At 70.8% G+C, this 22,936-nt stretch carries 19 protein-coding genes and 1 pseudogene; 8 read left to right on the top strand and 12 right to left on the bottom strand.

Translation table 11 applies throughout. From position 1 onward, the window contains the following. Positions 1–48: 48 nt before the first annotated feature. Positions 49–297 (top strand): acyl carrier protein, encoded by a 249-nt coding sequence (locus ACP4J3_RS12220; RefSeq protein ID WP_004001566.1) that lies wholly within the window; start codon positions 49–51, stop codon positions 295–297. A gap of 84 nt (positions 298–381) precedes the next feature. Next, entirely contained in the window at positions 382–1,677 is a 1,296-nt protein-coding gene (locus tag ACP4J3_RS12215) for a beta-ketoacyl-[acyl-carrier-protein] synthase family protein (protein ID WP_426533358.1), read from the top strand. Between the two features lie 90 nt (positions 1,678–1,767). On the opposite strand, the gene ACP4J3_RS12210 is transcribed toward ACP4J3_RS12215, so the two are convergent. Then, positions 1,768–2,262, bottom strand: a complete 495-nt coding sequence (locus ACP4J3_RS12210; protein WP_194046559.1) for a DUF3145 domain-containing protein — start codon at positions 2,260–2,262, stop codon at positions 1,768–1,770. Positions 2,263–2,517: 255 nt separating this feature from the next. Between ACP4J3_RS12210 and ACP4J3_RS12205 the strand changes: the two genes are divergently transcribed. Together ACP4J3_RS12205 and ACP4J3_RS12200 are read left to right on the top strand one after the other, a co-directional pair. Then, on the top strand, positions 2,518–3,408 hold the full coding sequence (locus tag ACP4J3_RS12205) for an SGNH/GDSL hydrolase family protein (protein ID WP_426533357.1): 891 nt from the start codon (positions 2,518–2,520) through the stop codon (positions 3,406–3,408). 10 nt (positions 3,409–3,418) lie between these two features. Further along, positions 3,419–3,790, top strand: a pseudogene (locus tag ACP4J3_RS12200) (galactose-1-epimerase); the annotation flags it as partial. A 517-nt stretch (positions 3,791–4,307) separates the two neighbouring features. Here the strand turns inward: ACP4J3_RS12200 and ACP4J3_RS12195 are convergent. Next, the gene (locus tag ACP4J3_RS12195) at positions 4,308–6,743 is read right to left on the bottom strand and encodes a glycoside hydrolase family 3 protein (RefSeq protein WP_426533355.1); all 2,436 of its coding nucleotides are present in this window, start codon (positions 6,741–6,743) and stop codon (positions 4,308–4,310) included. Between the two features lie 153 nt (positions 6,744–6,896). Between ACP4J3_RS12195 and ACP4J3_RS12190 the strand changes: the two genes are divergently transcribed. Beyond that, positions 6,897–8,153 carry a pyroglutamyl peptidase gene (locus ACP4J3_RS12190; protein ID WP_426533353.1) on the top strand — a complete coding sequence of 419 codons (1,257 nt, stop codon included), beginning with the start codon at positions 6,897–6,899 and terminating at the stop codon, positions 8,151–8,153. Here ACP4J3_RS12190 and ACP4J3_RS12185 read toward each other — a convergent pair. Both ACP4J3_RS12185 and ACP4J3_RS12180 read right to left on the bottom strand, forming a co-directional pair. Next, entirely contained in the window at positions 8,143–8,937 is a 795-nt protein-coding gene (locus ACP4J3_RS12185) for an EI24 domain-containing protein (protein WP_426533351.1), read from the bottom strand. The genes ACP4J3_RS12190 and ACP4J3_RS12185 overlap by 11 nt on opposite strands. Before the next feature lie 65 nt (positions 8,938–9,002). Continuing rightward, on the bottom strand, positions 9,003–9,866 hold the full coding sequence (locus ACP4J3_RS12180; protein ID WP_426533349.1) for a hypothetical protein: 864 nt from the start codon (positions 9,864–9,866) through the stop codon (positions 9,003–9,005). A 164-nt stretch (positions 9,867–10,030) separates the two neighbouring features. On the opposite strand from ACP4J3_RS12180, the gene ACP4J3_RS12175 reads away from it, so the two are divergent. Together ACP4J3_RS12175 and ACP4J3_RS12170 are read left to right on the top strand one after the other, a co-directional pair. After that, the gene (locus ACP4J3_RS12175; protein ID WP_426533347.1) at positions 10,031–12,595 is read left to right on the top strand and encodes a M14 family zinc carboxypeptidase; all 2,565 of its coding nucleotides are present in this window, start codon (positions 10,031–10,033) and stop codon (positions 12,593–12,595) included. A gap of 9 nt (positions 12,596–12,604) precedes the next feature. Continuing rightward, the gene (locus tag ACP4J3_RS12170; RefSeq protein WP_426533345.1) at positions 12,605–13,768 is read left to right on the top strand and encodes a serine hydrolase domain-containing protein; all 1,164 of its coding nucleotides are present in this window, start codon (positions 12,605–12,607) and stop codon (positions 13,766–13,768) included. Between the two features lie 132 nt (positions 13,769–13,900). Here the strand turns inward: ACP4J3_RS12170 and ACP4J3_RS12165 are convergent, their stop codons facing one another. Both ACP4J3_RS12165 and ACP4J3_RS12160 read right to left on the bottom strand, forming a co-directional pair. Beyond that, positions 13,901–14,320 carry an organic hydroperoxide resistance protein gene (locus ACP4J3_RS12165; RefSeq protein WP_426533343.1) on the bottom strand — a complete coding sequence of 140 codons (420 nt, stop codon included), beginning with the start codon at positions 14,318–14,320 and terminating at the stop codon, positions 13,901–13,903. A 96-nt stretch (positions 14,321–14,416) separates the two neighbouring features. Then, positions 14,417–15,415 (bottom strand): NADP-dependent oxidoreductase, encoded by a 999-nt coding sequence (locus ACP4J3_RS12160; protein WP_426533341.1) that lies wholly within the window; start codon positions 15,413–15,415, stop codon positions 14,417–14,419. Positions 15,416–15,505: 90 nt separating this feature from the next. On the opposite strand from ACP4J3_RS12160, the gene ACP4J3_RS12155 reads away from it, so the two are divergent. Continuing rightward, the gene (locus ACP4J3_RS12155; RefSeq protein ID WP_426533339.1) at positions 15,506–15,943 is read left to right on the top strand and encodes a MarR family winged helix-turn-helix transcriptional regulator; all 438 of its coding nucleotides are present in this window, start codon (positions 15,506–15,508) and stop codon (positions 15,941–15,943) included. 66 nt (positions 15,944–16,009) lie between these two features. On the opposite strand, the gene yjfF is transcribed toward ACP4J3_RS12155, so the two are convergent. From yjfF to ACP4J3_RS12125, 6 genes are all read right to left on the bottom strand, one after another. After that, on the bottom strand, positions 16,010–17,032 hold the full coding sequence (gene yjfF / locus ACP4J3_RS12150) for a galactofuranose ABC transporter, permease protein YjfF (protein ID WP_426533337.1): 1,023 nt from the start codon (positions 17,030–17,032) through the stop codon (positions 16,010–16,012). After that, complete coding sequence (locus ACP4J3_RS12145; protein WP_426533335.1) at positions 17,029–18,114, bottom strand: ABC transporter permease; 1,086 nt, start codon at positions 18,112–18,114, stop codon at positions 17,029–17,031. The genes yjfF and ACP4J3_RS12145 overlap by 4 nt, the downstream gene beginning before the upstream one ends. Continuing rightward, positions 18,111–19,649 (bottom strand): sugar ABC transporter ATP-binding protein, encoded by a 1,539-nt coding sequence (locus tag ACP4J3_RS12140; RefSeq protein WP_426533333.1) that lies wholly within the window; start codon positions 19,647–19,649, stop codon positions 18,111–18,113. The genes ACP4J3_RS12145 and ACP4J3_RS12140 overlap by 4 nt, the downstream gene beginning before the upstream one ends. A 97-nt stretch (positions 19,650–19,746) precedes the next feature. Then, positions 19,747–20,754, bottom strand: coding sequence for an ABC transporter substrate-binding protein (locus ACP4J3_RS12135; protein WP_426533331.1), 1,008 nt, complete (start codon positions 20,752–20,754; stop codon positions 19,747–19,749). Positions 20,755–20,894: 140 nt separating this feature from the next. Continuing rightward, positions 20,895–21,941, bottom strand: coding sequence for a LacI family DNA-binding transcriptional regulator (locus ACP4J3_RS12130; protein ID WP_426533329.1), 1,047 nt, complete (start codon positions 21,939–21,941; stop codon positions 20,895–20,897). A gap of 253 nt (positions 21,942–22,194) precedes the next feature. Beyond that, complete coding sequence (locus tag ACP4J3_RS12125; protein WP_426533327.1) at positions 22,195–22,923, bottom strand: SCO2400 family protein; 729 nt, start codon at positions 22,921–22,923, stop codon at positions 22,195–22,197. Positions 22,924–22,936 lie beyond the last annotated feature (13 nt).

The raw sequence follows: 22,936 nt of genomic DNA, 5'->3' as shown, positions 1-22,936 counted from the left end.
CGGGACACACCGCCAAACCCTCTGGATCAACAACGAAGGAGCGCCAAGATGGCCGCCACTCAGGAAGAGATCGTCGCCGGTCTCGCCGACATCGTGAACGAGATCGCCGGCATCCCGGTTGAGGACGTCCAGCTGGACAAGTCCTTCACCGACGACCTGGACGTCGACTCGCTGTCCATGGTCGAGGTCGTCGTCGCCGCCGAGGAGCGCTTCGACGTCAAGATCCCCGACGAGGACGTCAAGAACCTCAAGACCGTGGGCGACGCGACCGACTACATCCTCAAGCACCAGGGCTGATCACCGATCAGGCCTCTGGGCTGACTGCCCCGCCACCCGGCGGTGGCGCCGCTGAATCCCCATTCCGTTGGAGAAAGAATTCCCGTGAGCTCGACCAATCGCACCGTGGTCGTCACCGGTATCGGCGCAACCACACCGCTGGGTGGCGACGCAGCCTCTACCTGGGAGGGCCTGGTCGCCGGACGTTCCGGCGTCAAGCCCCTGGAGCAGGACTGGGCCGCCGACCAGGCGGTCCGGATCGCCGCGCCGGTCGCCGTGGAGCCGACCGAGATCATCCCGCGGCCGCAGGCCCGCCGACTGGACCGCTCGGCGCAGTTCGCGCTGATCGCCGCTCAGGAGGCCTGGAAGGACGCCGGGTTCGAGGCCAAGGCCGGTGCTGTGACATCAGGCGCTTCCGCGCCGGGCACAAGCGTCGACCCGGACCGCCTCGGTGCCGTCATCGCCTCCGGCATCGGTGGTGTGACGACCCTGCTCGACCAGTACGACGTGCTCAAGGAGAAGGGCGTCCGCCGCGTCTCCCCGCACACCGTGCCCATGCTGATGCCGAACAGCCCCTCCGCCAACGTGGGCCTGCTGGTGGGCGCCCGTGCGGGCGTGCACACGCCGGTCTCCGCGTGCGCGTCGGGCGCCGAGGCCATCGGCTACGCCATCGAGATGATCCGCACCGGCCGCGCCGACATCGTCGTCGCGGGTGGCACGGAGGCGGCGATCCATCCGCTGCCGATCGCCGCGTTCGGCAACATGATGGCGATGTCCAAGAACAACGACGACCCGCAGGGCGCGTCGCGTCCCTACGACGTCGCGCGCGACGGCTTCGTCCTCGGCGAGGGCGCGGGCGTGATCGTCCTGGAGTCCGCCGAGCACGCCGCGGCGCGCGGGGCGCGGGTGTACGCCGAGGCGGTCGGTCAGGGCATCTCCGCCGACGCCCACGACATCGTGCAGCCGGAGCCGGAGGGGCGCGGCATCTCGCACGCCCTGCAGAACCTGCTGGAGCGCACCGACCTGGACCCGGCGGAGATCGTGCACGTCAACGCGCACGCGACGTCGACGCCGGCCGGTGACATCGCCGAGCTCAAGGCGCTGCGGAAGGTGTTCGGCGACGACGCCGACCACATGGCCGTGTCGGCGACGAAGTCCATGACCGGGCATCTGCTCGGTGGCGCCGGTGGCGTCGAGACGGTCGCGACCGTGCTCGCGCTGTACCACCGGGTGGCCCCGCCGACGATCAACATCGAGAACCTGGACCCGGAGGCCGAGGCCACCGCCGACGTCGTCCGCGGCGAGGCGCGCAAGCTGCCGGTCGAGGGCCGGATCGCCGCGCTGAACGATTCGTTCGGGTTCGGCGGGCACAATGTGGTGCTGGCGTTCAGGACGGTCTGAGCAGTAGCCATACGTAGGTGACCATACGTAGGTGAAGGGCCCCCACCTCGAAAGGTGGGGGCCCTTCAGCATGTCCTGGGGTCCTGGGCGTCAGACCACTTGGTGCAGCCAGCGCACCGGCGCTCCCTCACCCGCGTACCGGAACGGCTCCAACTCGTCGTCCCAGGGCTTGCCCAGCAGCTTGGCGATCTCGGCCTCGAGGTCCGTCTCGCCGCGCTGGGAGCGGGCGAGGGCCGCCCTCAGCCGGTCCTCGGGGATCAGGATGTCGCCGTGGATACCGGTCACCGCGTGGAAGATGCCCAGGTCGGGGGTGCAGCTGTAGCGCTCGCCCTCGGCCGTGGGGCAGGGCTCGGCCGTGACCTCGAAGCGCAGCAGGTGCCAGCCGCGCAGGGCGGAGGCCAGCTTGGAGGCCGTGCCCGCCTCGCCCTGCCAGGAGAACTCCGAGCGCCAGGTGCCGGGCGCGGCCGGCTGCCGGATCCAGTCGAGGTTGACGCGTGTGCCGAGCACCCCGGCGACGGCCCACTCGACGTGCGGGCACAGCGCGCGCGGCGCGGAGTGCACGTACAGAACTCCACGTGTCGTCACCGGTACCTCCGGGCAGAGCGGACATCTTGCGAACTGGCGGACGATCGTGGCCGGGCGGCCACGTTGATGGCGAGGCTACCGTGCGGCGGCGCAAGGAGTGTGACGTACGGTCGGTCCCGGTGCCGTGAAACCCCCGCCATTCACCCGGCAGGACGCTTGTACGGGTGTGAGCCGTTGCATGAGTCGGCCGGGAACCCTCGTGCGTTGTTATGGGTTGGAAGCCATGACGGGGCCTAGCGAGGGGATGGACCAGGCATGCGGAAACGACGGCACGTCGCGCGCGCTGTCTTCGCCGCCGTGACCGCGGCCGTCCTCGGCGTCGCCGGCTGTGACGCCGTCGGCGGCAACTCCCCGGCCCCGTCCGGCACCGAGGCGCACAGCGCGCGGCCGTCGCCGAAGCCGACCCCCACCTGGGACCGCAGCCCCGCCTCGGTCGCGGCCGTGGGCGACTCCATCACGACCGGCTTCGACGCCTGTGCGGTCCTGTCGGACTGCCCCGAGGTGTCCTGGGCGACCGGCAGCAGCCCCGAGGTAGACAGCCTGGCCGTACGCCTGCTGGGGAGGGCGAAGGCGGCCCAGCGGAGCTGGAACTACGCGGTGACCGGGGCGCGGATGGCGGACCTCCCCGGGCAGATGGCCCAGGCGGCGACGCGCAGGCCGGAGTTGGTGGCGGTGATGGCGGGGGCGAACGACGCCTGTCGTGACACGACCGACGCGATGACCTCGGTGGCCGACTTCCGCGCGCAGTTCGAGGACGCGATGAGCACGCTGCGCGAGGCCCTGCCGAAGACCCAGGTGTATGTCGCGAGCGTGCCGAATCTGATGCGGCTGTGGGAGCAGGGCCGTACCAGTCCGATGAGCAAGCAGGTGTGGGCGCTGGGGATCTGCCCGTCGATGCTGAGCGACCCCGACTCCCTCACCGCACTGGCCAACCAGCGGCGCGAGACGGTGCGAGAGCGCGTCGAGGCGTACAACGAGGTGCTTCAGGAGGTCTGCGCCAAGGACCGCAGGTGCCGCTTCGACGACGGTGCGGTGTACGACTTCCGGTTCGGCACCCGGCAGCTCAGCCGGTGGGACTGGTTCCATCCGAGTGTCGACGGTCAGGCGAGGCTGGCCGAGATCGCCTACCGGACGGTCACGAATTAGTGTTCCGCTCATGAGCGAACACTTCGGCACACTTTCCGACGGCACCGAGGTCCGGCGCTGGACCCTGGAGCGCGCGGGCGTACGGGTGCGGGTGCTGTCGTACGGCGGGATCGTGCAGTCGCTCCAGGTCCCGGACCGGGACGGGCATCCGGCGGACGTGGTGCTGGGGTTCGCCGATCTGGACGGCTATCTGACCCACCCCGGGCCCTATCTCGGTGCCCTCATCGGCCGGTACGCCAACCGGATCGCGGGCGGTCGCTTCCCGCTGGACGGTCTGACGTACGCGCTCGAACCCAACACCCCGCCCAACTCCCTGCACGGCGGCGGGCGCGGCTTCGACAAGCGGGTGTGGGAGGTGACGCCGGTCGAGCACGGTGTGCGTCGGTTCCCGATTAACGCCGGCGCACCGAACAGTCACAACCGGTAAGCGGCCACTCCCTGAGGGTGAAATCGTGGGATAGTCGGTTACAGCGAGGCGCCTGTTATCGGCGAGGTGTGACTCGAGTACGACCAGAGGATCGTGCCGAGAGAGCTACCCGTCGGGGCGCCTGCGGCCGAGGACCGCAGGGAGGACGGACCAGCCCGCCGAGGACTTCGCGCAGCCCACAGGCTGTAAGACGCGGATCGCCGAGGCGGATCAGCGCACCTTCCGACCCCGAAGACCGTTCGCGGGGCAGTCCGGGACAGCCCGGATGCGGAGTTCGCCCGATAGTGGCCAACAACGCGAGGAGCGGTACGACCACAACTTCAACTTCGTGCTCGACGAGTTGTGACGGCGGCTGGAGACCCAGCACTTCCCGCTCGGCGCGCTGAGGGGTGCTGGAGCGGCCTGACAGTACAAGCCCCGGTCCAGGTGTCAGGGTCCTGGACCGGGGCTGTTCCTGGGTACTTCTCCCGGATCAGACGTTAATCGCCGCCGCCAGCCGTCGGTCGGCGATCGAGCGACCCACCTGGATCTCGTACGAACCCTTCACAAAGGTCCACGCCTTGGTCGTCTCGTCCCACACCTCGAAGGCCCGGCGCGGCAGCTCGATCACGACCTCGCCCCGCTCCCCCGGCCCCGCCGTCACCCCCGCGAACCCGGCGAGCCACCGCGCCGGCCGGTCGGCGTCGGGCTCAACCGGTGCCAGATAGACCTGCACGACCTCACGGCCGGCGCGCTCGCCGGAGTTGCGGACGCGGACGGTGACCGTGGTGCCCGTGACCTCGGCGGACTCGTACGTCCACTCGGTGTAGCCGAGCCCGTGCCCGAAGGCGTACGACGGGACCCGGCCCGCCTTCTCCCAGGCGCGGTAGCCGATGAAGACGCCCTCGGAGTACGGGAGTTCACCGGCCGAGGGGACGACCTCGGTGACCGGGGCGTCGGTCAGGGAGCCCCAGGTGGTGGGCAGCCGGCCGCCCGGCTCGTGGGCGCCGGTGAGGACGTCGGCCAGGGCCGCGCCGCCCTCCTGCCCGGGGAACCAGCCGAGCAGCACGGCGGCGACGTCCTCGCGCCAGGGCAGCTCCACCGGGGAGCCGGAGTTGACGACCACGACGGTGTTGGGGTTGGCGGCGGCGACGGCGCGCACCAGGGCGTCCTGGCGGCCGGGCAGCGACAGGTCGGCGCGGTCGTAGCCCTCGGACTCGACGCGCTCGGTGGTGGCGACCACGACGACGGCGGTGTCGGCGCCGCGGGCGGCCTCGACGGCCTCGGCGATCAGCTCGTCGGGGTCGCGCTGCGGCTCCTGGTGGGAGAGGGTGAAGCCGACGACCTTCATCGCGGCGCCCTCGGGGAACTCGACGGCGTAGGTCAGACAGACCTCGACCGGTTCGCCGGCGGTGAGTTCGGGCCGGGCGTGCGGGACGGGGGCGCCGAAGAAGGAGACGAACGGATCGTCCTTGGCGGGCCGCTGGACGTCGTCGTAGTACGTGGTCCCGTCGATCGTGAGTCTGAAGGCGCCGACGCCCTTGATGCCGAAGGTGTGCGCGCCGCTCTCACGCGGGGTGAAGGTGCCGGTCAGCTCGACGGTGCGCAGCGCCTCGTGGGTGACGCCCTCGGGGAGGTCGGTACCCATCCACTGGATCTGCCCGTTGGGTGCGGACCCGGTGCCGATGACCTGGCCCGCCGCGTCCCGGCACACGGCCCGCAGCGCGAAGCCCTTGTCGGCGACACCGAGTTCGGTGGTCGGGTCGGCGCCTACGGCGTAGGTGAGGGTGCCCTCGGGGAGGGCGGCGGTGAGGCCGTCGAGCGGGGAGACGACGCGGGCGGGGAAGACGGTGGCGGAACCGCCGCCGAGGACGCGGGCGTCGCGGGCGGCGGCGCCGATGAGGGCGACCGTGCCGTTCGGCCGCAGCGGGAGGGCGCCCTGATTGCGGACCAGGACGAAGGAGCGGCGGGCGATCTCGCGGGCCAGCGCGCCGCCGTCGACGGTCTCGGGGGGCTCGGTGACGACCGGTTCGGCGCCCTGGAGGATCCCGACGCGCGCGGCGAGCCGCAGCACGTTACGCACGGCGGCGTCGACCGCGGCCTCCGCCACCTTCCCGTCCCGTACGGCCTGGGCGAGGGGTTCGCCGTAGACGGTCCGCGGGCCGGGCATCGCCACGTCGAGGCCGCCGGCGATCGCGCCGACGGTGTCGCGGGCGGCCATCCAGTCGGAGACGTTGCAGCCGTCGAAGCCCCACTCGCCGCGCAGGACCTCGTTGACGAGGTGGTGGTGCTCGGTCATCGTCGTGCCGTTGACCGTGTTGTACGCGGTCATGATGCCCCAGGGACGGGCGTTCTCGACGATGATCTCGAAGGGCGCCAGGTACAGCTCGCGCAGGGCGCGTTCGGAGACGAGGTTGTTGACGGTGAAGCGGTCGGTCTCGGCGTCGTTGGCGACGAAGTGCTTGACGGTGGTGCCGACGCCGCCGGACTGGACGCCGCTGACGTATCCGGCGCCGATCACGCCCGTCAGAAACGGGTCCTCGCTGTACGCCTCGAAGTGCCGCCCGCCGAGCGGCGAGCGGTGGAGGTTCACGGTCGGGGCGAGCAGCACATGGACGCCCTTGCGGCGGGCCTCCTGGGCGAGGAGGGTGCCGGCGCGGCGGGCGAGGTCCGGGTCCCAGGCGGCGGCGAGGGCGGTGGGCGAGGGCAGCGCGACGGACGGGTCGTCGGCGGTCCAGCGCACGCCCCGGACGCCGATCGGGCCGTCGGACATGACGAGGGACCGCAGTCCGATCTCGGGGAGCGCGGGCAGCGTCCACATGTCCCGACCGGACAGCAGCCGCGCCTTCGCGTCGAGATCGAGCCGGCCGAGAGCGGCCTCGACGACCGCCTCACGTGCCGCATCGGCCCGGGTACGGGTTCCCGCCATGTGGGTGCCTCCTCGTCGAAGTCCACGGACACCTCCATCCTGCCTCGATCGACTGCGCGGGAATCACGCTCTGGCGTAGACCACTTCCGTCACGCGATACTTCCGGCGTCCCACAGCACGCTCCCCCACCGTGACGAAAGGACCGGAACCCCCTTGAATTCCATACGCGTTCGGATCGGCGTCCTCGGCCTCGCCCTGCTGACCGGCCTCTCGGCCCCCACCACCGGGGCGGCCGCCGCCGAGACGGCTCCCGCGCCGACCGTCGAGGAACAGCGCCTCGACAGAGCGGTCCCCCAGGAGATCCTGCGCCGCTCCGGATTCGACGCTCCGGCGCAGAGGTTCGCCCGTGACCTCGACGCCGCGCACTCCTACGCCCAGGCCCGCCGCGTCGTCCTGCGCGAGGGACGGGCCCTGTGGCGGCGGGCCGTCGACCGGGCGCAGGGGCGCGGGCCGGCGGGCGGGGATCTCAGCCGGGACGACGACCGACCGCTGTACTGGGCGCGGTTGTCGATGACGCGGGAGGTGCATACCTGGGAGCCGGGGTTCGGGCTGAGTGAGGCCCAACGGGCCGCGCTGCTCGACCTCCTGGAGCGGACCTCGCGCGGCCAGACCGACATCCGATACCCGCACGGTGACGGGATCAGAAGGATTCTCGTGACCGGCTTCGACCCGTTCACCCTCGACCGCGACATCCGTATCTCCAACCCGTCCGGGGCGACCGCGCTCGCCCTCGACGGCACGGTGATCGAGACCGAGGACGGGCCGGCGCGGGTGGAGACCGCCGTGTTCCCGGTGCGCTGGCGGGACTTCGCGGACGGGACGGTGGAGCGGACGCTGCGGCCGTATCTGAGGCAGGTCGATCTGTTCACGACCGTGAGCCAGGGGCGCGTCGGGCGGTTCGACATCGAGCGGACCAACGGGGCCTGGCGGGGCGGGTTCGGGGACAACGAGAACATCGGCCGGACCGAGACCATCCCCGTCGCCGATCCGGCCTCGCAGCCGCAGTGGACGACCACGACACTGCCGTACGCGAAGATCGTCGCCGCGGACACCGGGCGTTTCCCCGTGTACGACAACACCAGCGTGACCGAGATCCCGGCGGGCGGCACCCAGGCCGTCGTGCGGCCGGACGGGCCGACGCCCGGGTCGACCGCGCGGGCCGGAGGCGGCGGGGACTACCTCTCCAACGAGATCGCCTACCGCGCGACGCTGCTCCGGGACCGGCTCGGGCTGCACGGCACCCTGCCGGGCGGGCATGTGCACACGCCCGTGCTGCAGTTCGGGGCGGGCAACACGGATCCGGCGACCGGCTCGGTGACCGACCCGGAGTTCGTCCGGAACCGGCTGGACATCATCGCCCAGGTGCGGACGATCCTGAAGGTGGCGGCCGACAGCCCGGTCACCGGCTGACGTGCTCCGCTTCGGGCGCGGGCGCCGCTTTCTCCCGGGTCTCCTCGCCCAGCAGCTCCCGCGCCATCAGCGTGCCCCCCGCGACCGCGCCCGGCATCAGGAACACCGCGACGAACGGCACCAGGAAGGCCGCGGCGAGGGGGGTGCCGAAGCCCCAGACCAGGGTCTTGCGGGAGCGGAGCATGCCGAGGCGGTCGCGGAGTTCGACGCGGCGGCGCTGGAGGGCGACGGCCGTGACCTCCTCGGTGAGGAAGAAGCCGGTGACGACGACACCGATCACCGGTACGACCGTCTGGCCGACGACCGGGATGAAGCCGAGGGCGAAGAGCAGCACGCCCCACACAAGCGCACGCAGCACGATGCGCAGGCTGTCGCGGCCCGACATCCACAGCTCGCGCCAGAGCGGCAGGCCGGACTCCGGGGCCGTGCCGTCCGGGGAGACGTCCCGGTCGACCTTCTCGGAGAGGTTCTCGTAGAAGGGCTGGCCGATCAGGAGGGTGACTGCGGTGAAGGTGACCACGCACAGGAGGAGGCCCAGGGCGAACAGGACGGCGGTGAGGAAGCCGCGGAACAGGCGCTGCCAGGGGCTCGACCAGTCGTCGGCGAACGGTGTCGACCAGGACACGAAGGCCTCGCCCCAGATTGCGAGGGCGACGAGTGCGGCCACGTACAGGACGAAGGTGATCAGGCCGGGGATCAGCCCGAACTCGTACTGCTTTCCGTGCCGGGCCACCCATCGCTGGCCGTTGAGGAAATATCTGAAACCGGCACCAAGATCGCGCATGCGGGGAACTCTAGTCGGGGCGTGTCACACGGGAGTCACGGTGGCTATCGAGCCCGGTCACCGCCTCACACCGGGCTGACGGCCACCACGACCCCCTGCTCGGCCGCCGGGCTCACCGCCGCCGAGACCCGTACCGCCACCGCCCGTGCCACCCGCCCCGCCCGCGACGCCCCGGCGAGCAGCACCGGCTGAAGCCGCTCGAGACCCGCCACCAGGAGTTCCTCACCGGCGATCAGCACCGGGCGGGCCGCCTTGGCCGTCGTCGCCGCTGCCTCCGTGAGGTCGGCGAGGGGCGGGAGGGTGACGCGGACGGCGTTCGCCCCGGCGGTGGCCGCCCGCTCCGCCAGGGCCACCTGAAGGGGCATCAGGGGGGCGAGCGCGGCCGTCAGCGCGTCGGCGATGCGCCGCAGCTCGGGGGACTGCTCCCGCAGGACCTCCGCCGCCGAGCGGAGCAGCGGCGTCAGGGCCAGCAGCGTCCCGGCCGCCACGCCCGCCGTCGCCGGGAGCAGCGGCGACGACGCCTCGACCAGCTCGCCGAGCGCCGCCGCGAACTCCTCCACCGCCGGCTCCACCGCGTCCAGCACCGGCAGCAGGCTGTCGCCGAGGGCCGCCAGCAGGGCCTGGGCCGGTTCGCTCACCGGGTGGGAGGCGAGGGGTGCGCCGCTGGTGCCGAGCCGGGTGAGGGTCTCGACGATGCGGTAGAACGCCTCCTGGGCCTGCGGGGAGGCGCTCGCCTCGGCCAGTTCGGCGGTGGTCTGCCGCAGCACGCGCAGGACCTCGGGGCCCGATCCGTCCCTGGGGTCGAAGGTGTTGATCGCGATGCGGGTGATGTTCCCGGCCGTGTCGAGGAGTTGGCCGGTGATGTCGGTCGTGCTGCGTGCCATGCGCAGTACGTCGTCCCTGCTGGGGAGCGAAGGAATCGTTGCCATGGTTCTCCTAGCGTCGCCGCCGGTCCGCTCTCAGGATGCCCCTTCCGGCCCCGGCCGCATGCGCCATCCGGGGTATCCGTGCCACCAACTCCCTCTTGTTGCGGTTGAGTCGAACAGGTACACCTCGCCGTACCGATCTCAGGAAGTTCCCGGAGGAGGTACGCGTGCGCATCACGAGAACCGTTCCTGCGAGACCCGTTCTGATCACCGCCCTCGCCGTCACCACGGCGGGCTCCCTGCTCCTCGGCCCGGACACCGCCGTGGCGAGGCCCGAACCGCCGGTCCACCGCGAGGCCGCGCTCGACCGGCACACCGCCGCACGGGCCCCGTTGAACACAGCCCAGCGGACCCTCGCCGCCCCCGAATCAGCACTCGGCGACGACAACCGCGGCTACCCCCGCCGCCAGACCCTCACCCCCGACCCCGAGAACCCGGCCGACAAGTCCCTCAAGCTCGGCCTCACCCCGTACCACTCCATCGCGCCGAAGCTGAACGCCCTCCAGGCCCTCGGCGACCGGGTGAGCGTCGAGGTCGCCGGGCGGTCGGCCGGTGGGCACCGGCTGTACCTCGTCACCGTCACCGCGCCGGAGAGCGCCCGCCAGGCCCGGGCCCAGGCGCGCATGCGCGAGCTCATCGAGAAGGCGCCCGCCCTCGCCGCCAAGTCCCCCGAGATCAAGCGGTCCTACAAGGCGCCCGTCTTCGTCAACAACAACATCCACGGCAACGAGTGGGAGGGCACCGACGCCTCCCTGAAGCTGATCGAGCGGCTCGCGACCGCCGGGGACGGCAGGACCCGCGACCTCCTCGCCCACAGCCGCCTGTACTTCAACATCACCGCCAACCCGGACGGCCGTATCGCCGGAACCCGCGCGAACGCGGGCGGCTTCGACATGAACCGGGACTTCGTCACCGCCTCGCAGCCCGAGGTGCGGGCGATGCGGCAGATCATGGTCGACAAGCAGCCGGCCGTGATGCTCGATGTGCACGGCTACGTCAACGGCACTCTCATCGAGCCCACCACTCCCCCGCACGGCGAGAACTACGAGTACGACCTGTTCCTGAAGAACACCTACGCCAACGCCCTCGGCATGGAGGCCGCCGTCAACGGCCTCGGCTACACGCCCGGGGAAGACGGCGTGCAGCCCGTCCAGATCCCGTTCCGCGACCAGGAGGAGGGCTGGGACGATTGGCCGCCGATCTTCACCCCGCAGTACGCGGCCTACCACGGCACCGTCGCCGCGCACACGGTGGAGATCCCGCTGCGGGTGAACGGCTCCGCCTACGACACCCTGCCCGTCACGGAGCTGCGCCGCCGCGCCGCGATCAACGTCGACGTCGCCGGCGCCGCCCTGCGCGCCACCCTCGACTTCGTCCAGGCCAGGCGCACTTCCCTCGTCGCCGACCAGATCGAGGTCTTCCGGCGCGGTGCGGCGGGGGCGGCACAGGTGCCGGTGTCGCCGGAGACCGTCCCGGGCGTGCCCGGCATCGGACCCGAGGACGTCTACACGACGGACTTCCCCCGCGCCTACGTCATCCCGGCCGGGCGCGACGCGCAGCGCTCGGCGACCGCCGCCGCCCGTCTCGTCGACCATCTGGTGGCCAATGACGTCCGCGTCACCCGGGCGCTGCGCTCCTTCCGGCTCGGCGGGCGGACGTACGCGAAGGGCTCGTACGTCGTCGACATGCGCCAGGCCAAGCGCGGGCTGGCCAACGCGCTGCTCGCCGACGGACGGGACATCAGCGACAAGGTGTCGGTGATGTACGACATCTCGGGCTGGAGTCTGGGGCGGCTGTGGGGCGCGACCGTCGAGCCGGTGACGCGCGGGAGCCTCGTCGCCGCCCCGCTGTGGCCGGTGTCGGGCGCGGCCCGGGTCGGGTATGTCGCCCCGCGCGGCGACCTGCGGCTGCGCCTCGACGACCCGCGCGAGATCGCGGCGCTCAACTCCCTGCTCAGGGACGGTGTTCCGGTACGGCAGGCCGCCGACGGGAGTGCGATCGTCCCGGCGGCGGCGCGGGCGAAGGCCGCGGCGGCGGCGCGGACGTACGACGTCGCCTTCGACGCCACGACGGCGAAGGGCACGACCCCGCTGCACCGCACGCGCGTCGCCGCCGCCGTCACCGCGGGTGAGCTGCTGGCGCTGCGGGAGATGAACTTCGAGGTCACGCCGGTCTCGACTCAGGTGCTGAACGCCGGGTTCGACTGGTCGGCGGTGGATGTGCTGTTCGTGTCGGCGGGGCTGGAGTACGACGAGCTGGGCGCCGGGGCCCGTACCGCGCTCGACGGCTTCCTCGACGGGCACGGGCTGGTCGGCCGGGGTGCCGCCGGTGCCGCGCTCAACTCGGCGGCCGGGCTGCTGGCCGTGAAGCCGGTCGAGGGCAACGGGGACGCCAACGGTGTCGTAAGCGTGGTGAATTCGGGCAGTGTCCTGATGCGGGGCGCTCCCTCGCACGGCTTCGTCTACGCGCCGGTGTGGTTCACCGACCTCGGTCCGGGTGTGCGGGTAGAGCAGGCGTACGGGAGCGGGAACCCGCTGGTCTCCGGGCACTGGCGGCCGGCGGAGGACGGCCTCGGAGGGCCCGCGGACGCGGCGGGGCGGGCCGCGGTGGTGAGCGGTCCGCAGGCGGTCCTGTTCGGCACCGAGCCCCTGTTCCGGGACCATCCCAAGGGGGAATTCGCCCAGGTCGGACGGGCGTTGTTCAGCATGGTCCAGGCCAGTGGCAGCAGATGAGGAGAGCGGATGACGCAAGGGATCCATGGCACCGTCGCGGCCGGTTTTGAACCGGTGCGCGAGGAGTTCGCGGCCTTCGTGGCGGGTGAACTCCCGGACTACGAGGGTCAGTTGTGCGCGTATGTGCACGGCCGCAGGGTCGTCGACCTGTGGGCCGGTGAGGGCTGCGAGCCGGACTCCCTCTACGGGGTCTTCTCCTCCACCAAGGGCGCCGCGCACCTCGTGGTCGCGCTGCTCGTGCAGGAGGGCACACTGGAGCCGGACCGGAAGGTGACGTACTACTGGCCGGAGTTCGGGGCCGAGGGCAAGGGCGGTGTGACCCTGCGCGATCTGCTCTCGCACCGGGCCGGGCTGGTGGGTCTTGACGCCGGGTTCACCCCGGCCGAGATGGCCGACGACCGCGCGATGGCCGAACGCCTCGCCGACCAGCGGCCGTTCTGGCGGCCGGGCACGGCCTTCGGCTATCACGCGCTCGTCATCGGCGCGCTCACCGGTGAGGTCGTACGGCGTGCCACCGGCCGTACCCTCCAGGAGGTGTGGGAGGAGCGGATCCGGGCCCCGCACGGACTGGACTTCCACCTCGGGCTCCCCGAGGAGCTGGAGCCGCGCTACCGCTCCGTGCAGCCGATGGCGCCGACGCCCGACCAGCAGGCGGTGCTGGACTCGGTGCCGACCGGGCCGCACACGCTGGCCTCGATCGCCTTCAACACGCATGTGCCGGGGGCGGGCGAGCTCGCGGACTATCCCAACTCCCGTGCCGTGCGCGCGGGCGGGCCCGCCTCGGCGGGCGGCGTCGCCGCCGCGCGGGGGCTCGCCGGGATGTACGCGGCGGCGATCAGCGAGGTGAACGAGCGTCCGCCGCTGCTGAAGCCGGACACGATCGCCGAGGTCGGCCAGATCCACTCCACCGGGTACGACCTGGTGTCCAGGACGCACAAGTCGTTCGGCCTGGGCTTCCAGGCGGTGTCCGACACCTGGTACCCGTTCCTGGGCGCGGGCTCCTTCGGGCACAGCGGCGCGGGCGGCTCCCAGGCGTTCGCGGACCCGCGCAGCGGCCTCGCCTACGGCTACACCCGCCGCCGCTGCGCCTATCCGGGCGGGGCGGCACCGGAGAACGAGCGGCTGGTCAGGGCGGTACACGGCGCTGCGCTGGCCGACGCCGAGTCCGCCTAGTAGCTCGGGAAGTTCGGCCGCATCGCGGGTGCGGCCCTGTGAGGGCTGGTCGCGCAGTTCCCCGCGCCCCTGAAGGGGCGAGGCCGCCCCCTACGTCCAAGGGGGCGGCCTCGTCCTATGCAACGAACGACGTCAGACCAGCGTCACGCTGATGTTGCCGCGCGTCGCCTTCGAGTACGGGCAGACCTGGTGGGCCTTCGCTACGAGCCCCTTCGCGGTCCGCGCGTCGACGTTGGGGATATCGGCCGAGATCTCCACGATGATCCCGAACCCATCCTCGTTCCTGCCGATGCCGACCTTCGCGGTGACGGTCGAGCCGGTGATGTCGGCGTTCTCCTGGCGGGCGACGACGCCCAGGGCGCCCTGGAAGCAGGCACTGTACCCGGCCGCGAACAGTTGCTCCGGGTTGGTGCCGGCGCCGCTGCCGCCCATCTCCTTGGGCGGGTTCACTACGACGTCGAGCTTGCCGTCGTCGGTGGCGACCCGGCCGTCACGGCCGTTCTCGGCGGTCGCGACGGCGGTGTACAGGACGTCGGTCTGCTGGATCGACATGCGGTGTCTTCTCCTCCTCGGTCCGCCGCGACTCGCGCCCACGATCGACGGCGGTTTCGGAAAGAAGTTACCGCATGCCGGAAATTCAGCAAGAGGTCAGAGCTTGACGATCATCTTCCCGGTGTTGTCACCGCGCAGCACACCGAGGAACGCCTCCAGGTTGTTCTCGATGCCCTCGACGACCGTCTCGCGGTACTTGAGCTGCCCCGAGGCGACCCAGGGCCCGACCTCGGAGACGAACTGCGGCTGGAGGTCGTAGTGGTCGCCCACCAGGAAGCCCTCGATGCGGCCCCGGGTCTGGATGAGGCGGGCGAGGTTCTTCGGGCCGGGGGCGGGCTCGGTGTTGTTGTAGACGGAGATCATGCCGCAGACGGCGATCCGGCCGCCCCGGTTGAGGGAGCCGATGGCGGCCTCCAGGTGGTCGCCGCCGACGTTGTCGAAGTAGACGTCCACACCGTCGGGCGCGGCGGCGCGCAGTTGCCCGCTCACCGGCCCGTCCTTGTAGTTGAAGGCGGCGTCGAAGCCGTACTCCTCCACCAGGAGCTTGACCTTCTCGTCCGACCCGGCGGAGCCGATGACCCGCGAGGCGCCCTTCAGCCTGGCGATCTGTCCCACCTGGCTGCCGACGGCACCCGCGGCACCCGACACGAAGACCGCGTCACCCTCCTTGAAGGCACCGACCCGCAACAGGCCCGCGTACGCCGTCAGGCCCGTCATGCCGAGGACGCCGAGGTACGTGGACAGGGGCGCGGCCTCCGGGTCGACCTTGACGGCGTTCTTCGCGTCCACGGCCGCGTACTCGCGCCAGCCGAAGAAGTGCAGGACACGGTCGCCGACCGCGATGCCCTCGGCGTTGGAGGCGACGACCTCGCCGACGGCCCCGCCCTGCATGACCTTGCCGAGTTCGAAGGGGGCGACGTACGACTTGGCGGCGCTCATCCGGCCGCGCATGTACGGGTCGACGGAAAGGTACTCGTTCCGTACCAGCACCTGCCCCTCGCCGGGCGTCGGCATCTCGGCCTCGACCAGGGCGAAGTCCTCGGCCTTCGGCCAGCCGACGGGGCGGGAGAGGAGGTGCCATTCGCGGTTGCTCACGGGGTGCGCCTTTCCAATTTACTTCAGAACCTGAAACAATCATGCTCCTGAATATTTCAGGTTGTCAAGTAATGGAGGTACGCTGAGGGCATGGCCACTGCACCCAGGACCCGCCGACCCGATGAGCTGACCCTGGAGGTCGTCGACCTCATCGGCTCGGTCGTGGCCCGCTACCACGAGGAGTACGACGAGGCCGCCGCCGAGCACGCGCTGACGGGCGCGCAGGCGCGGCTGCTGAGCCTGCTGACGCTGGAGCCGCTGCCCATGCGGAAGCTGGCGCACAAGCTGAAGTGCGAGCCGTCCAACGTCACCGGGATCGTGGACCGGCTGGAGTCGCGAGGCCTGGTGGAGCGGCGTCCGGACCCCGCGGACCGGCGGGTGAAGGTGGCGGCGGCGACGGAGGAGGGGCGGCGGATGGCCCGGAGCCTGCGGGAGTCGCTGCGGTTCGCACGGGAACCGCTCGCGGGTCTCTCCCACAGTGAGCGGCTCGCTCTGCGGGACCTGCTCCTTCGCATGCTCGGCACGTGACGGAGCGGTCCGTCGCACGGTGTGTGTGCGACGGACCGCTCCGGGCCCTGGGACGTGCCGTTCGGCTCAGGTTTTCCCGCGGGTCGTCATGGCGCGCTGGATCAGGATGAACGCGCAGAGCAGCACTCCGGTGGCGATCTTCGTCCACCAGGAGCTGAGCGTGCCCTCGAACTGGATGATGCTCTTGATCAGGCCCAGCACCAGCACACCGAACAGCGTGCCCAGCACATAGCCGGAGCCGCCGGTCAGCAGCGTGCCGCCGATGACCACCGCGGCGATCGCGTCGAGCTCCATGCCGGTGGCGTGCAGCGGGTCGCCGGACTGGATGTACAGCATGAACAGCAGACCGGCCAGGGCCGAGCAGAAGCCGCTCACCGTGTACACGGCGATCTTCGTGCCGCCCTGCGGAAGACCCATCAGCAGCGCCGACTGCTCGTTGCCGCCGATGGCGTAGACCCGGCGTCCGAAGCGGGTGTAGTGGAGCACGTAGAAGGCGGCACCGAGGACGACCAGGGCCACGACGGCGCCGATCGACAGTTCCCCCACGCCCAGCGGCACCCGCGTCTGCGCCAGGCTGCTCACCGAGGAGTCGCTGATCGAGATCGACTCCTTGCTGATGACCAGGCACAGTCCACGGAAGAGGAAGAGCCCGGCGAGGGTCACGATGAACGGCTGGATCTCGAAGTTCTGGATCACATAACCCATGAGGAAGCCACCGAACGCGCCGACCAGCAGCGCGATCGGGACGACCAGCACCAGCGGCAGCCCCTGACGCTCCACCAACCACGCAGTGAGCATGGTGGTGAAGCCGATCAGCGAGCCCACCGACAGGTCGATGCCGCCCGACATGATGACGAAGGTGACGCCGACGGCGGCGACCAGCAGATAGCCGTTGTCGATGAACAGGTTGAGGAACACCTGGGGTTCGGCGAACCCGTAGTTCTGGTACCGGCTGAGACCGCCGATGTACATGGCGAGGAACAGGGTGGCCGTGACCAGGACGGGCAGCCGCCGGTCGCCGAGCAGGCGCGCGGCCTGGGACGTCGTACGGCTTTCCGGTGCCGGCCGGGTCTTGGTGGTCGCGCTCATCGCGACACCTCCATCTTCGGGGCGGCGTCTGCCGCGGGGGCGGGCTCCGCCGGGGCGGCGGCCCGTGCGCGTCCCCTCGCGCCGAAGACCTTGGCCCGGAACTTCGGGGACTGCAGCAGGCATACGACGATGACGACCGCGGCCTTGAAGACCAGGTTGGTCTGGGTCGGCACGCCGATGGTGTAGATCGTGGTGGTCAGGGTCTGGATGACGAGGGCGCCGATCACCGTGCCGCCGATGGAGAACCGGCCGCCGAGCAGCGAGGTGCCGCCGATGACCACCGCGAGGATGGCGTCGAGTTCGATCCACAGGCCGGCGTTGTTGCCGTCCGCGGCCGAGGTGTTGGAGCTGATCATCAGTCCCGCGATGCCCGCGCACAGCGCGCAGAACATATAGACCATGATCTTGATGCGCCGGGACCTGATGCCGACCAGGCGGCTGGCCTCGGCGTTGCCGCCGACCGACTCGACGAGCAGGCCGAGCGCCGTACGGCGGGTCAGCGCGACCGTGACGGCCACGACCACGGCCACCACGAAGATGGAGAACGGCAGGGTCAGCCAGTAGCCGCCGCCGATCAGCTTGTACGGCTCGCTGTTGACGGTGATGATCTGGCCGTCGGTGATCAGCTGGGCGACACCGCGCCCGGCGACCATGAGGATCAGCGTGGCGATGATCGGCTGGATGCCCATCCTGGCGACCAGGAAGCCGTTCCACAGGCCGCAGACGACCGCGGCCAGCAGACCGAGGCCCATCGCGAGCAGCACTCCGGCCAGGGCGCTCTGGTCGGCCTGGTCGCTGATGTACGAACAGGCCAGGGCTCCTGTGATGGCGACGACCGCGCCGACGGAGAGATCGATGCCGCCGGTGGCGATGACCAGGGTCATGCCGACCGCCACCAGGATCAGGGGCGAGCCGAACAGCACGATCGAGACGAGGCTGCCGTGGAGGTGGCCGCCCGTCATCCTGATCGAGAAGAAGTCGGGGGTGAAGGGGACGTTGACGAGCAGCAGGACGACGAGGACGGCGACCGGCCAGAACAGGTGGTGGCGCGTCAGCGCTCGCCAGCGGGAATGAGTGGTCACTGGTGCTCTCCGCTCGCGATGGTCTCCAGGATCCGGCTGGGAGTGATCTCGGGCCCGTTGGCGATCTGCGCCACCAGCCGGCGGTCGCGCAGCACTCCGATGGTGTGGCTGAGCCGGAGTACCTCCTCCAGCTCCGCCGCGATGTACAGCACGGACATGCCGTCCTCGGAGAGGGAGACCACGAGCTTTTGGATCTCCGCCTTCGCGCCGACGTCGATGCCGCGGGTCGGCTCGTCGAGGATCAGCAGCTTCGGCTGGGTGATCAGCCAGCGGGCGAGCAGCACCTTCTGCTGGTTGCCGCCGCTGAGTTGGCCGACGCGGGCCTCCGGGTTGGCGGGGCGGATGTCGAGGGCCTTGATGTACTTGGCGACGAGTTCGTCGCGCTGGGAGGCGGGGATGGGCCGGGTCCAGCCGCGGGCCGCCTGGAGGGCGAGGATGATGTTCTCCCGCACCGTCAGATCGGGGACCAGGCCCTCGGTCTTGCGGTTCTCCGAGCAGAACGCGACCCCGGCGCCGATGGCGTCGTTCGGAGCGCTCATCGACACCTGCTCGCCGCCGACGGTCACCTTGCCGCTGTCGGGCTGGTCGGCGCCGAACAGCAGCCGGGCCAGTTCGGTGCGGCCCGAGCCGAGCAGGCCGGCGAGTCCGAGGACCTCGCCGTTCTTGATCTCCAGGTCGAAGGGGGCGATGCCGCCGGTCCGGCCCAGGCCCTCGGCCTTGAGCAGTGTCTCGCCGACGTCGGAGCGCAGCTGCTGGTCGTGTAGCTCCTCCAGCTGGTCAAGCGCCTTGCCGATCATCAGCTCGATCAGCCCGACCTGGTCGAGGTCACGGACCAGGTGCTCGCCGACCAGGGTGCCGTTGCGCAGGACGGTCATCCGGTCGCAGATCTCGTAGATCTGGTCGAGGAAGTGCGAGACGAACAGGATCGCGACGCCCTCGTCCCTGAGCTGCCGCATCAGGCGGAACAGTTCGAGGACCTCGTCGCGGTCGAGGCTGGAGGTGGGCTCGTCCAGGACCAGCACCTTGGTGCCGGAGCCCTCGCCGTCGCTGTCGCCGTGGCCCACCGACCGTACGATCGCGACCAGTTGCTGCACGGCCAGCGGGTACGAGGACAGGGGGGCGGTGACGTCGATGTCGAGGCCGAGGCGGTCGACCAGCTCCGCGGCCTCCCGCCGCATCCGCTTCCACTGGATGCGGCCGAAGCGGGTGGGTTCGCGTCCGATGAAGATGTTCTCCGCCACCGACAGGTTGGGGCAGAGGTTGACCTCCTGGTAGACCGTGCTGATTCCGGCGTGCTGCGCCTGCAGCGGGCTGCCGAACCGCACGGACCTGCCGTCGAGGGTGATGGTGCCGCCGTCCAGCGAGTAGACGCCCGTCAGCACCTTGATGAGGGTGGACTTCCCGGCGCCGTTCTCGCCCATCAGGGCGTGGATCTCGCCGGGGAAGAGCCGGAAGTCGACGCCCGACAGAGCCCGTACCCCCGGAAACTCCTTGACTATGCCCGTCATCTCCAGGACGGGCCGCGGCTCTGCCATGGCAGCGCTCCTCTTGAAATGGTTCAGGCCCGCAGGGAGCCTCCTGGACCGAGGCGTCTCGGTCGGCCGAAGGCTCCCTGCCGGTGGGTGCGGTCGGTCAGTACTTGCGGTTCGGGAGGGCTTCCTTGGCCTGGTCCTGCATGAAGTCGCTCTCCTCGGTCTTGATCCACCGCTCGACCTTTTCGCCGTCGTGGACCTTCTGCACGACCTCCATCAGCTGGGGGCCGAGCAGCGGGTTGCACTCGACGATGGCGTTGATCTTGCCCTCGGACATGGCGACGAAGCCGTCCTTCACGCCGTCGACCGTGACGATCAGGATGTCCTTGCCGGGCTTCTTGCCGGCCGCCTCGATGGCCTGGATGGCGCCGATGCCCATGTCGTCGTTGTGCGCGAACAGCACGTCGATGTCCGGGTTGGACTGCAGGAAGGCCGCCATGGTCTGCTTGCCGCCGGCGCGGGTGAAGTCACCGGTCTGGCTGACGACGATCTTCCAGTCGTCCTTGTGTTCCGCGTCCATGACCTCCTTGAAGCCCTTGGCGCGCTCGATGGCCGGGGCGGCACCGGTGGTGCCCTCCAGCTGTGCGATCTTCACCGGGCCCTTGTGGCCGGCCTCCTGAAGGACCCTCTCCAGGATCCGTGCGGCGCGGCGGCCCTCGTCCGTGAAGTCGGAGCCCACCAGGGTCACGTAGAGGGAGTCGTCGGAGGTCTCGATGGAGCGGTCGGTGAGGACCACCGGGATGTTCTTGGCCTTGGCCTCCCTCAGCACCACGTCCCAGCCCTTGACGACCACCGGCGAGAAGGCTATGACGTCGACACCCTGGGCAATGTAGCTGCGGATCGCGGAGATCTGGTTCTCCGGCTTCTGCTGGGCGTCGGAGAACTTGAGGTTGAAACCGGCCTCCTTCGCGGCCGACTTCACCGATTCGCTGTTGGCGGTGCGCCAGCCGCTCTCCGAGCCGACCTGGGCGAAGCCGAGGGTGAGCTTCTTGCCGCCGCCCGAAGAGGAGGAGCCGGAGGGGCTGCCGTCCTCCTTGGCGCAGGCCGCCAGGCCGCCCGCCGCCGCCACGCCGACCGCCGCGGTGAGGAAGTTCCGTCTGTTGAGCATGCTTCTTCTCCTTTGAAGAGCCGGTCCGTGGATGGACCTGCTGGTACTCGATGGGACCGGCGGCACTACGTCCAGCCTGTCGATCATTGTTCGAAATATCGGTCACACGGATGGGTGGAAGGCGACCGGTTGGTGCCGTGTCAGCCGGGAGCACTCTCCGCTTGTGGAGTGGACGGAAAAGTACTGGCGCGGACGACGAGTTGGGGTTCGATGGCGAACCGGGGTGCCCCGGAGGGGACCCGGCCCTCGATGAGGTCCAGCAGCAGGGCGATGCTCCGCTTGCCCACCGCCGAGAAGTCCTGCCGGACGGTGGTGAGCGGTGGAGCGAAGAACTCCGACTCCGGGATGTCGTCGAAGCCGACCACCGCGACGTCCTGGGGAGTTCTCACACCCGCCTCACGCAGGGCCCGCAACACCCCCAGTGCCATCTGGTCGTTGGCGACGAAGACGGCGGTGAGTCCGCGGCCCACCCAGCCGGCCAGTTCCTGACCGGCGCGGTAGCCCGACAGTGGACTCCAGTCCCCGCGCAGCAGCATCGGCGGCTCGACGCCCGCCGCTTCGAGGGTCGCCCGCCAGCCGGCGGCCCGGTCGGCCGCCTCCTGCCAGTCCTCGGGTCCGGCGAGATGCCAGACCTTGCTGTGGCCGGTGGCCAGCAGATGACCGGTGGCCAGCCGCGCTCCCAGATGCTGATCCACGTTGACGCTGGGGATCCCCGCTCCGGGCCCGCTGCCCACGGTCACCACCGGGAACGGGTGGCGCAGTTCGGTGAGGGCCTCGACCGCCGACCGCTGCGGGGCGATGGCGACCACTCCCTCGACCCCGCCCTCGCTGAGGTGGTCCAGGGCCTCGGACAGCTTCTCCACGGTCAGTTTGCGCAGACTGACCGTGGAGACGAGGTACCCCTCGGCACGTGCCGCCTCCTCAAGCGCGAACAGCGTGCTGGCCGGTCCGTAGAGGGTGGTGTCGGAGGCGACCACACCCAGCGTCCGGGTGCGCCGGGTGGCCAGGGCCCGTGCCGAGGAGTTGCGGCGGTAGCCCATCTCCTCGATCGCGCGCAGCACCCTGGCCCGTGTCTCGTCCCGCACGTTGGGGTGCTCCCCCAGCACGCGGGACACGGTCTGGTGGGACACACCGGCCAGGCGTGCCACGTCGGCCATGGTGGGCGGCCGAAGCTGTGAGTGGGTCACTGCCGCACCTCCTTGGCGGTCGTGTGCCGATAACACCTGCGATGTGGGCGGACTACTCCGCGCCTCCGGGTTCATGCCGGCGCTCGCACCTCCTTGGATGACGTCGGGCGCGACTGGTGAACGCGGACGTCATTGTGAGCGCTAACAATTCATGGCGGTCAAGAGGCCTGCAGCGGGAAGTCGTTACGGTTGAATAACGCGGCAGGCGGCGGGTCGCCGGAGACGGCGATCAGCCCGTACGACCTGAACCGCCTTACGCGCACCACCACAAGAAGCGCGTGCACGTCTGAGAAGGGGTCGGCTCCGGGACCGGATCCGAGGTCGGGTCGGCCGTGGGGTCCGAGGGCGAACCGGGAGCCGGGGCACCGGTGTCGGCGGGCGGGGAGGTCCGAGCGGGAGCCGTGGGCGCCGGATTCGCCGTCCTGTCCGAGCCCGCGGGGTCCTCGGACTTGTCCTGGTCCTTCTCGTCGGGCTTCTTCGACTCCGAGGCCGAGGGAGACGCCGACTCGGTCGGCGAACGCCGTCCCGCATCGACCGATCCCCGCGCCCCACCGCCGGACTCCGGGGCGCCCTTCGCCGACGGCGTCGGCGAACCGGTGGCGGCACCGTCCTCGGTCGCCGTGTTCGACTCGCCCGTCGGTGCCTCCATGCCCAGTTCCGCGAGACTCAGCCCGCCCGCGGCGAGCAGCAAGCCGGTCCCGAGCATCAGAACCCGTCGGCGGCGGCGCCGGTGCAATGCCGCCTTCCGGTCGCGCCGACTGGCTCCCACGCCACGGTCCCTGGAGCGGGACGGGGAGCGGACTCGGTCTCCACCGGCCTCCGGTTCGTCACCCTCGTACGCTTCGTCCTGTTCGTCCGCGGCCACACCGTCCCGATCGAGCACGGAGTCCGCATACTCCCGGCACGCTTCGGCCGGCGTGCCGCACCCCGGACAAGCGAGGGCGCCGTTGAGGTGCCGTTGGCACGGGTGGCAGTAGTCCATGACGCGGGAAGGC

The sequence above is a fragment of the Streptomyces sp. UG1 genome, assembly GCF_049974585.1.
Lineage (GTDB): Bacteria > Actinomycetota > Actinomycetes > Streptomycetales > Streptomycetaceae > Streptomyces.
This window is presented reverse-complemented; position numbering and strand designations above follow the sequence as displayed.

Excerpts from the sequence above, each read along its gene's own strand:
- ACP4J3_RS12220 (WP_004001566.1), top strand. The coding sequence starts at position 49 with ATGGCCGCCACTCAGGAAGAGATCGTCGCCGGTCTCGCCGACATCGTG.
- ACP4J3_RS12205 (WP_426533357.1), top strand. The coding sequence starts at position 2,518 with ATGCGGAAACGACGGCACGTCGCGCGCGCTGTCTTCGCCGCCGTGACC.
- ACP4J3_RS12195 (WP_426533355.1), bottom strand. The coding sequence starts at position 6,743 with ATGGCGGGAACCCGTACCCGGGCCGATGCGGCACGTGAGGCGGTCGTC.
- ACP4J3_RS12185 (WP_426533351.1), bottom strand. The coding sequence starts at position 8,937 with ATGCGCGATCTTGGTGCCGGTTTCAGATATTTCCTCAACGGCCAGCGA.
- ACP4J3_RS12180 (WP_426533349.1), bottom strand. The coding sequence starts at position 9,866 with ATGGCAACGATTCCTTCGCTCCCCAGCAGGGACGACGTACTGCGCATG.
- ACP4J3_RS12170 (WP_426533345.1), top strand. The coding sequence starts at position 12,605 with ATGACGCAAGGGATCCATGGCACCGTCGCGGCCGGTTTTGAACCGGTG.
- ACP4J3_RS12165 (WP_426533343.1), bottom strand. The coding sequence starts at position 14,320 with ATGTCGATCCAGCAGACCGACGTCCTGTACACCGCCGTCGCGACCGCC.
- ACP4J3_RS12155 (WP_426533339.1), top strand. The coding sequence starts at position 15,506 with ATGGCCACTGCACCCAGGACCCGCCGACCCGATGAGCTGACCCTGGAG.
- yjfF (WP_426533337.1), bottom strand. The coding sequence starts at position 17,032 with ATGAGCGCGACCACCAAGACCCGGCCGGCACCGGAAAGCCGTACGACG.
- ACP4J3_RS12140 (WP_426533333.1), bottom strand. The coding sequence starts at position 19,649 with ATGGCAGAGCCGCGGCCCGTCCTGGAGATGACGGGCATAGTCAAGGAG.
- ACP4J3_RS12135 (WP_426533331.1), bottom strand. The coding sequence starts at position 20,754 with ATGCTCAACAGACGGAACTTCCTCACCGCGGCGGTCGGCGTGGCGGCG.
- ACP4J3_RS12125 (WP_426533327.1), bottom strand. The coding sequence starts at position 22,923 with ATGGACTACTGCCACCCGTGCCAACGGCACCTCAACGGCGCCCTCGCT.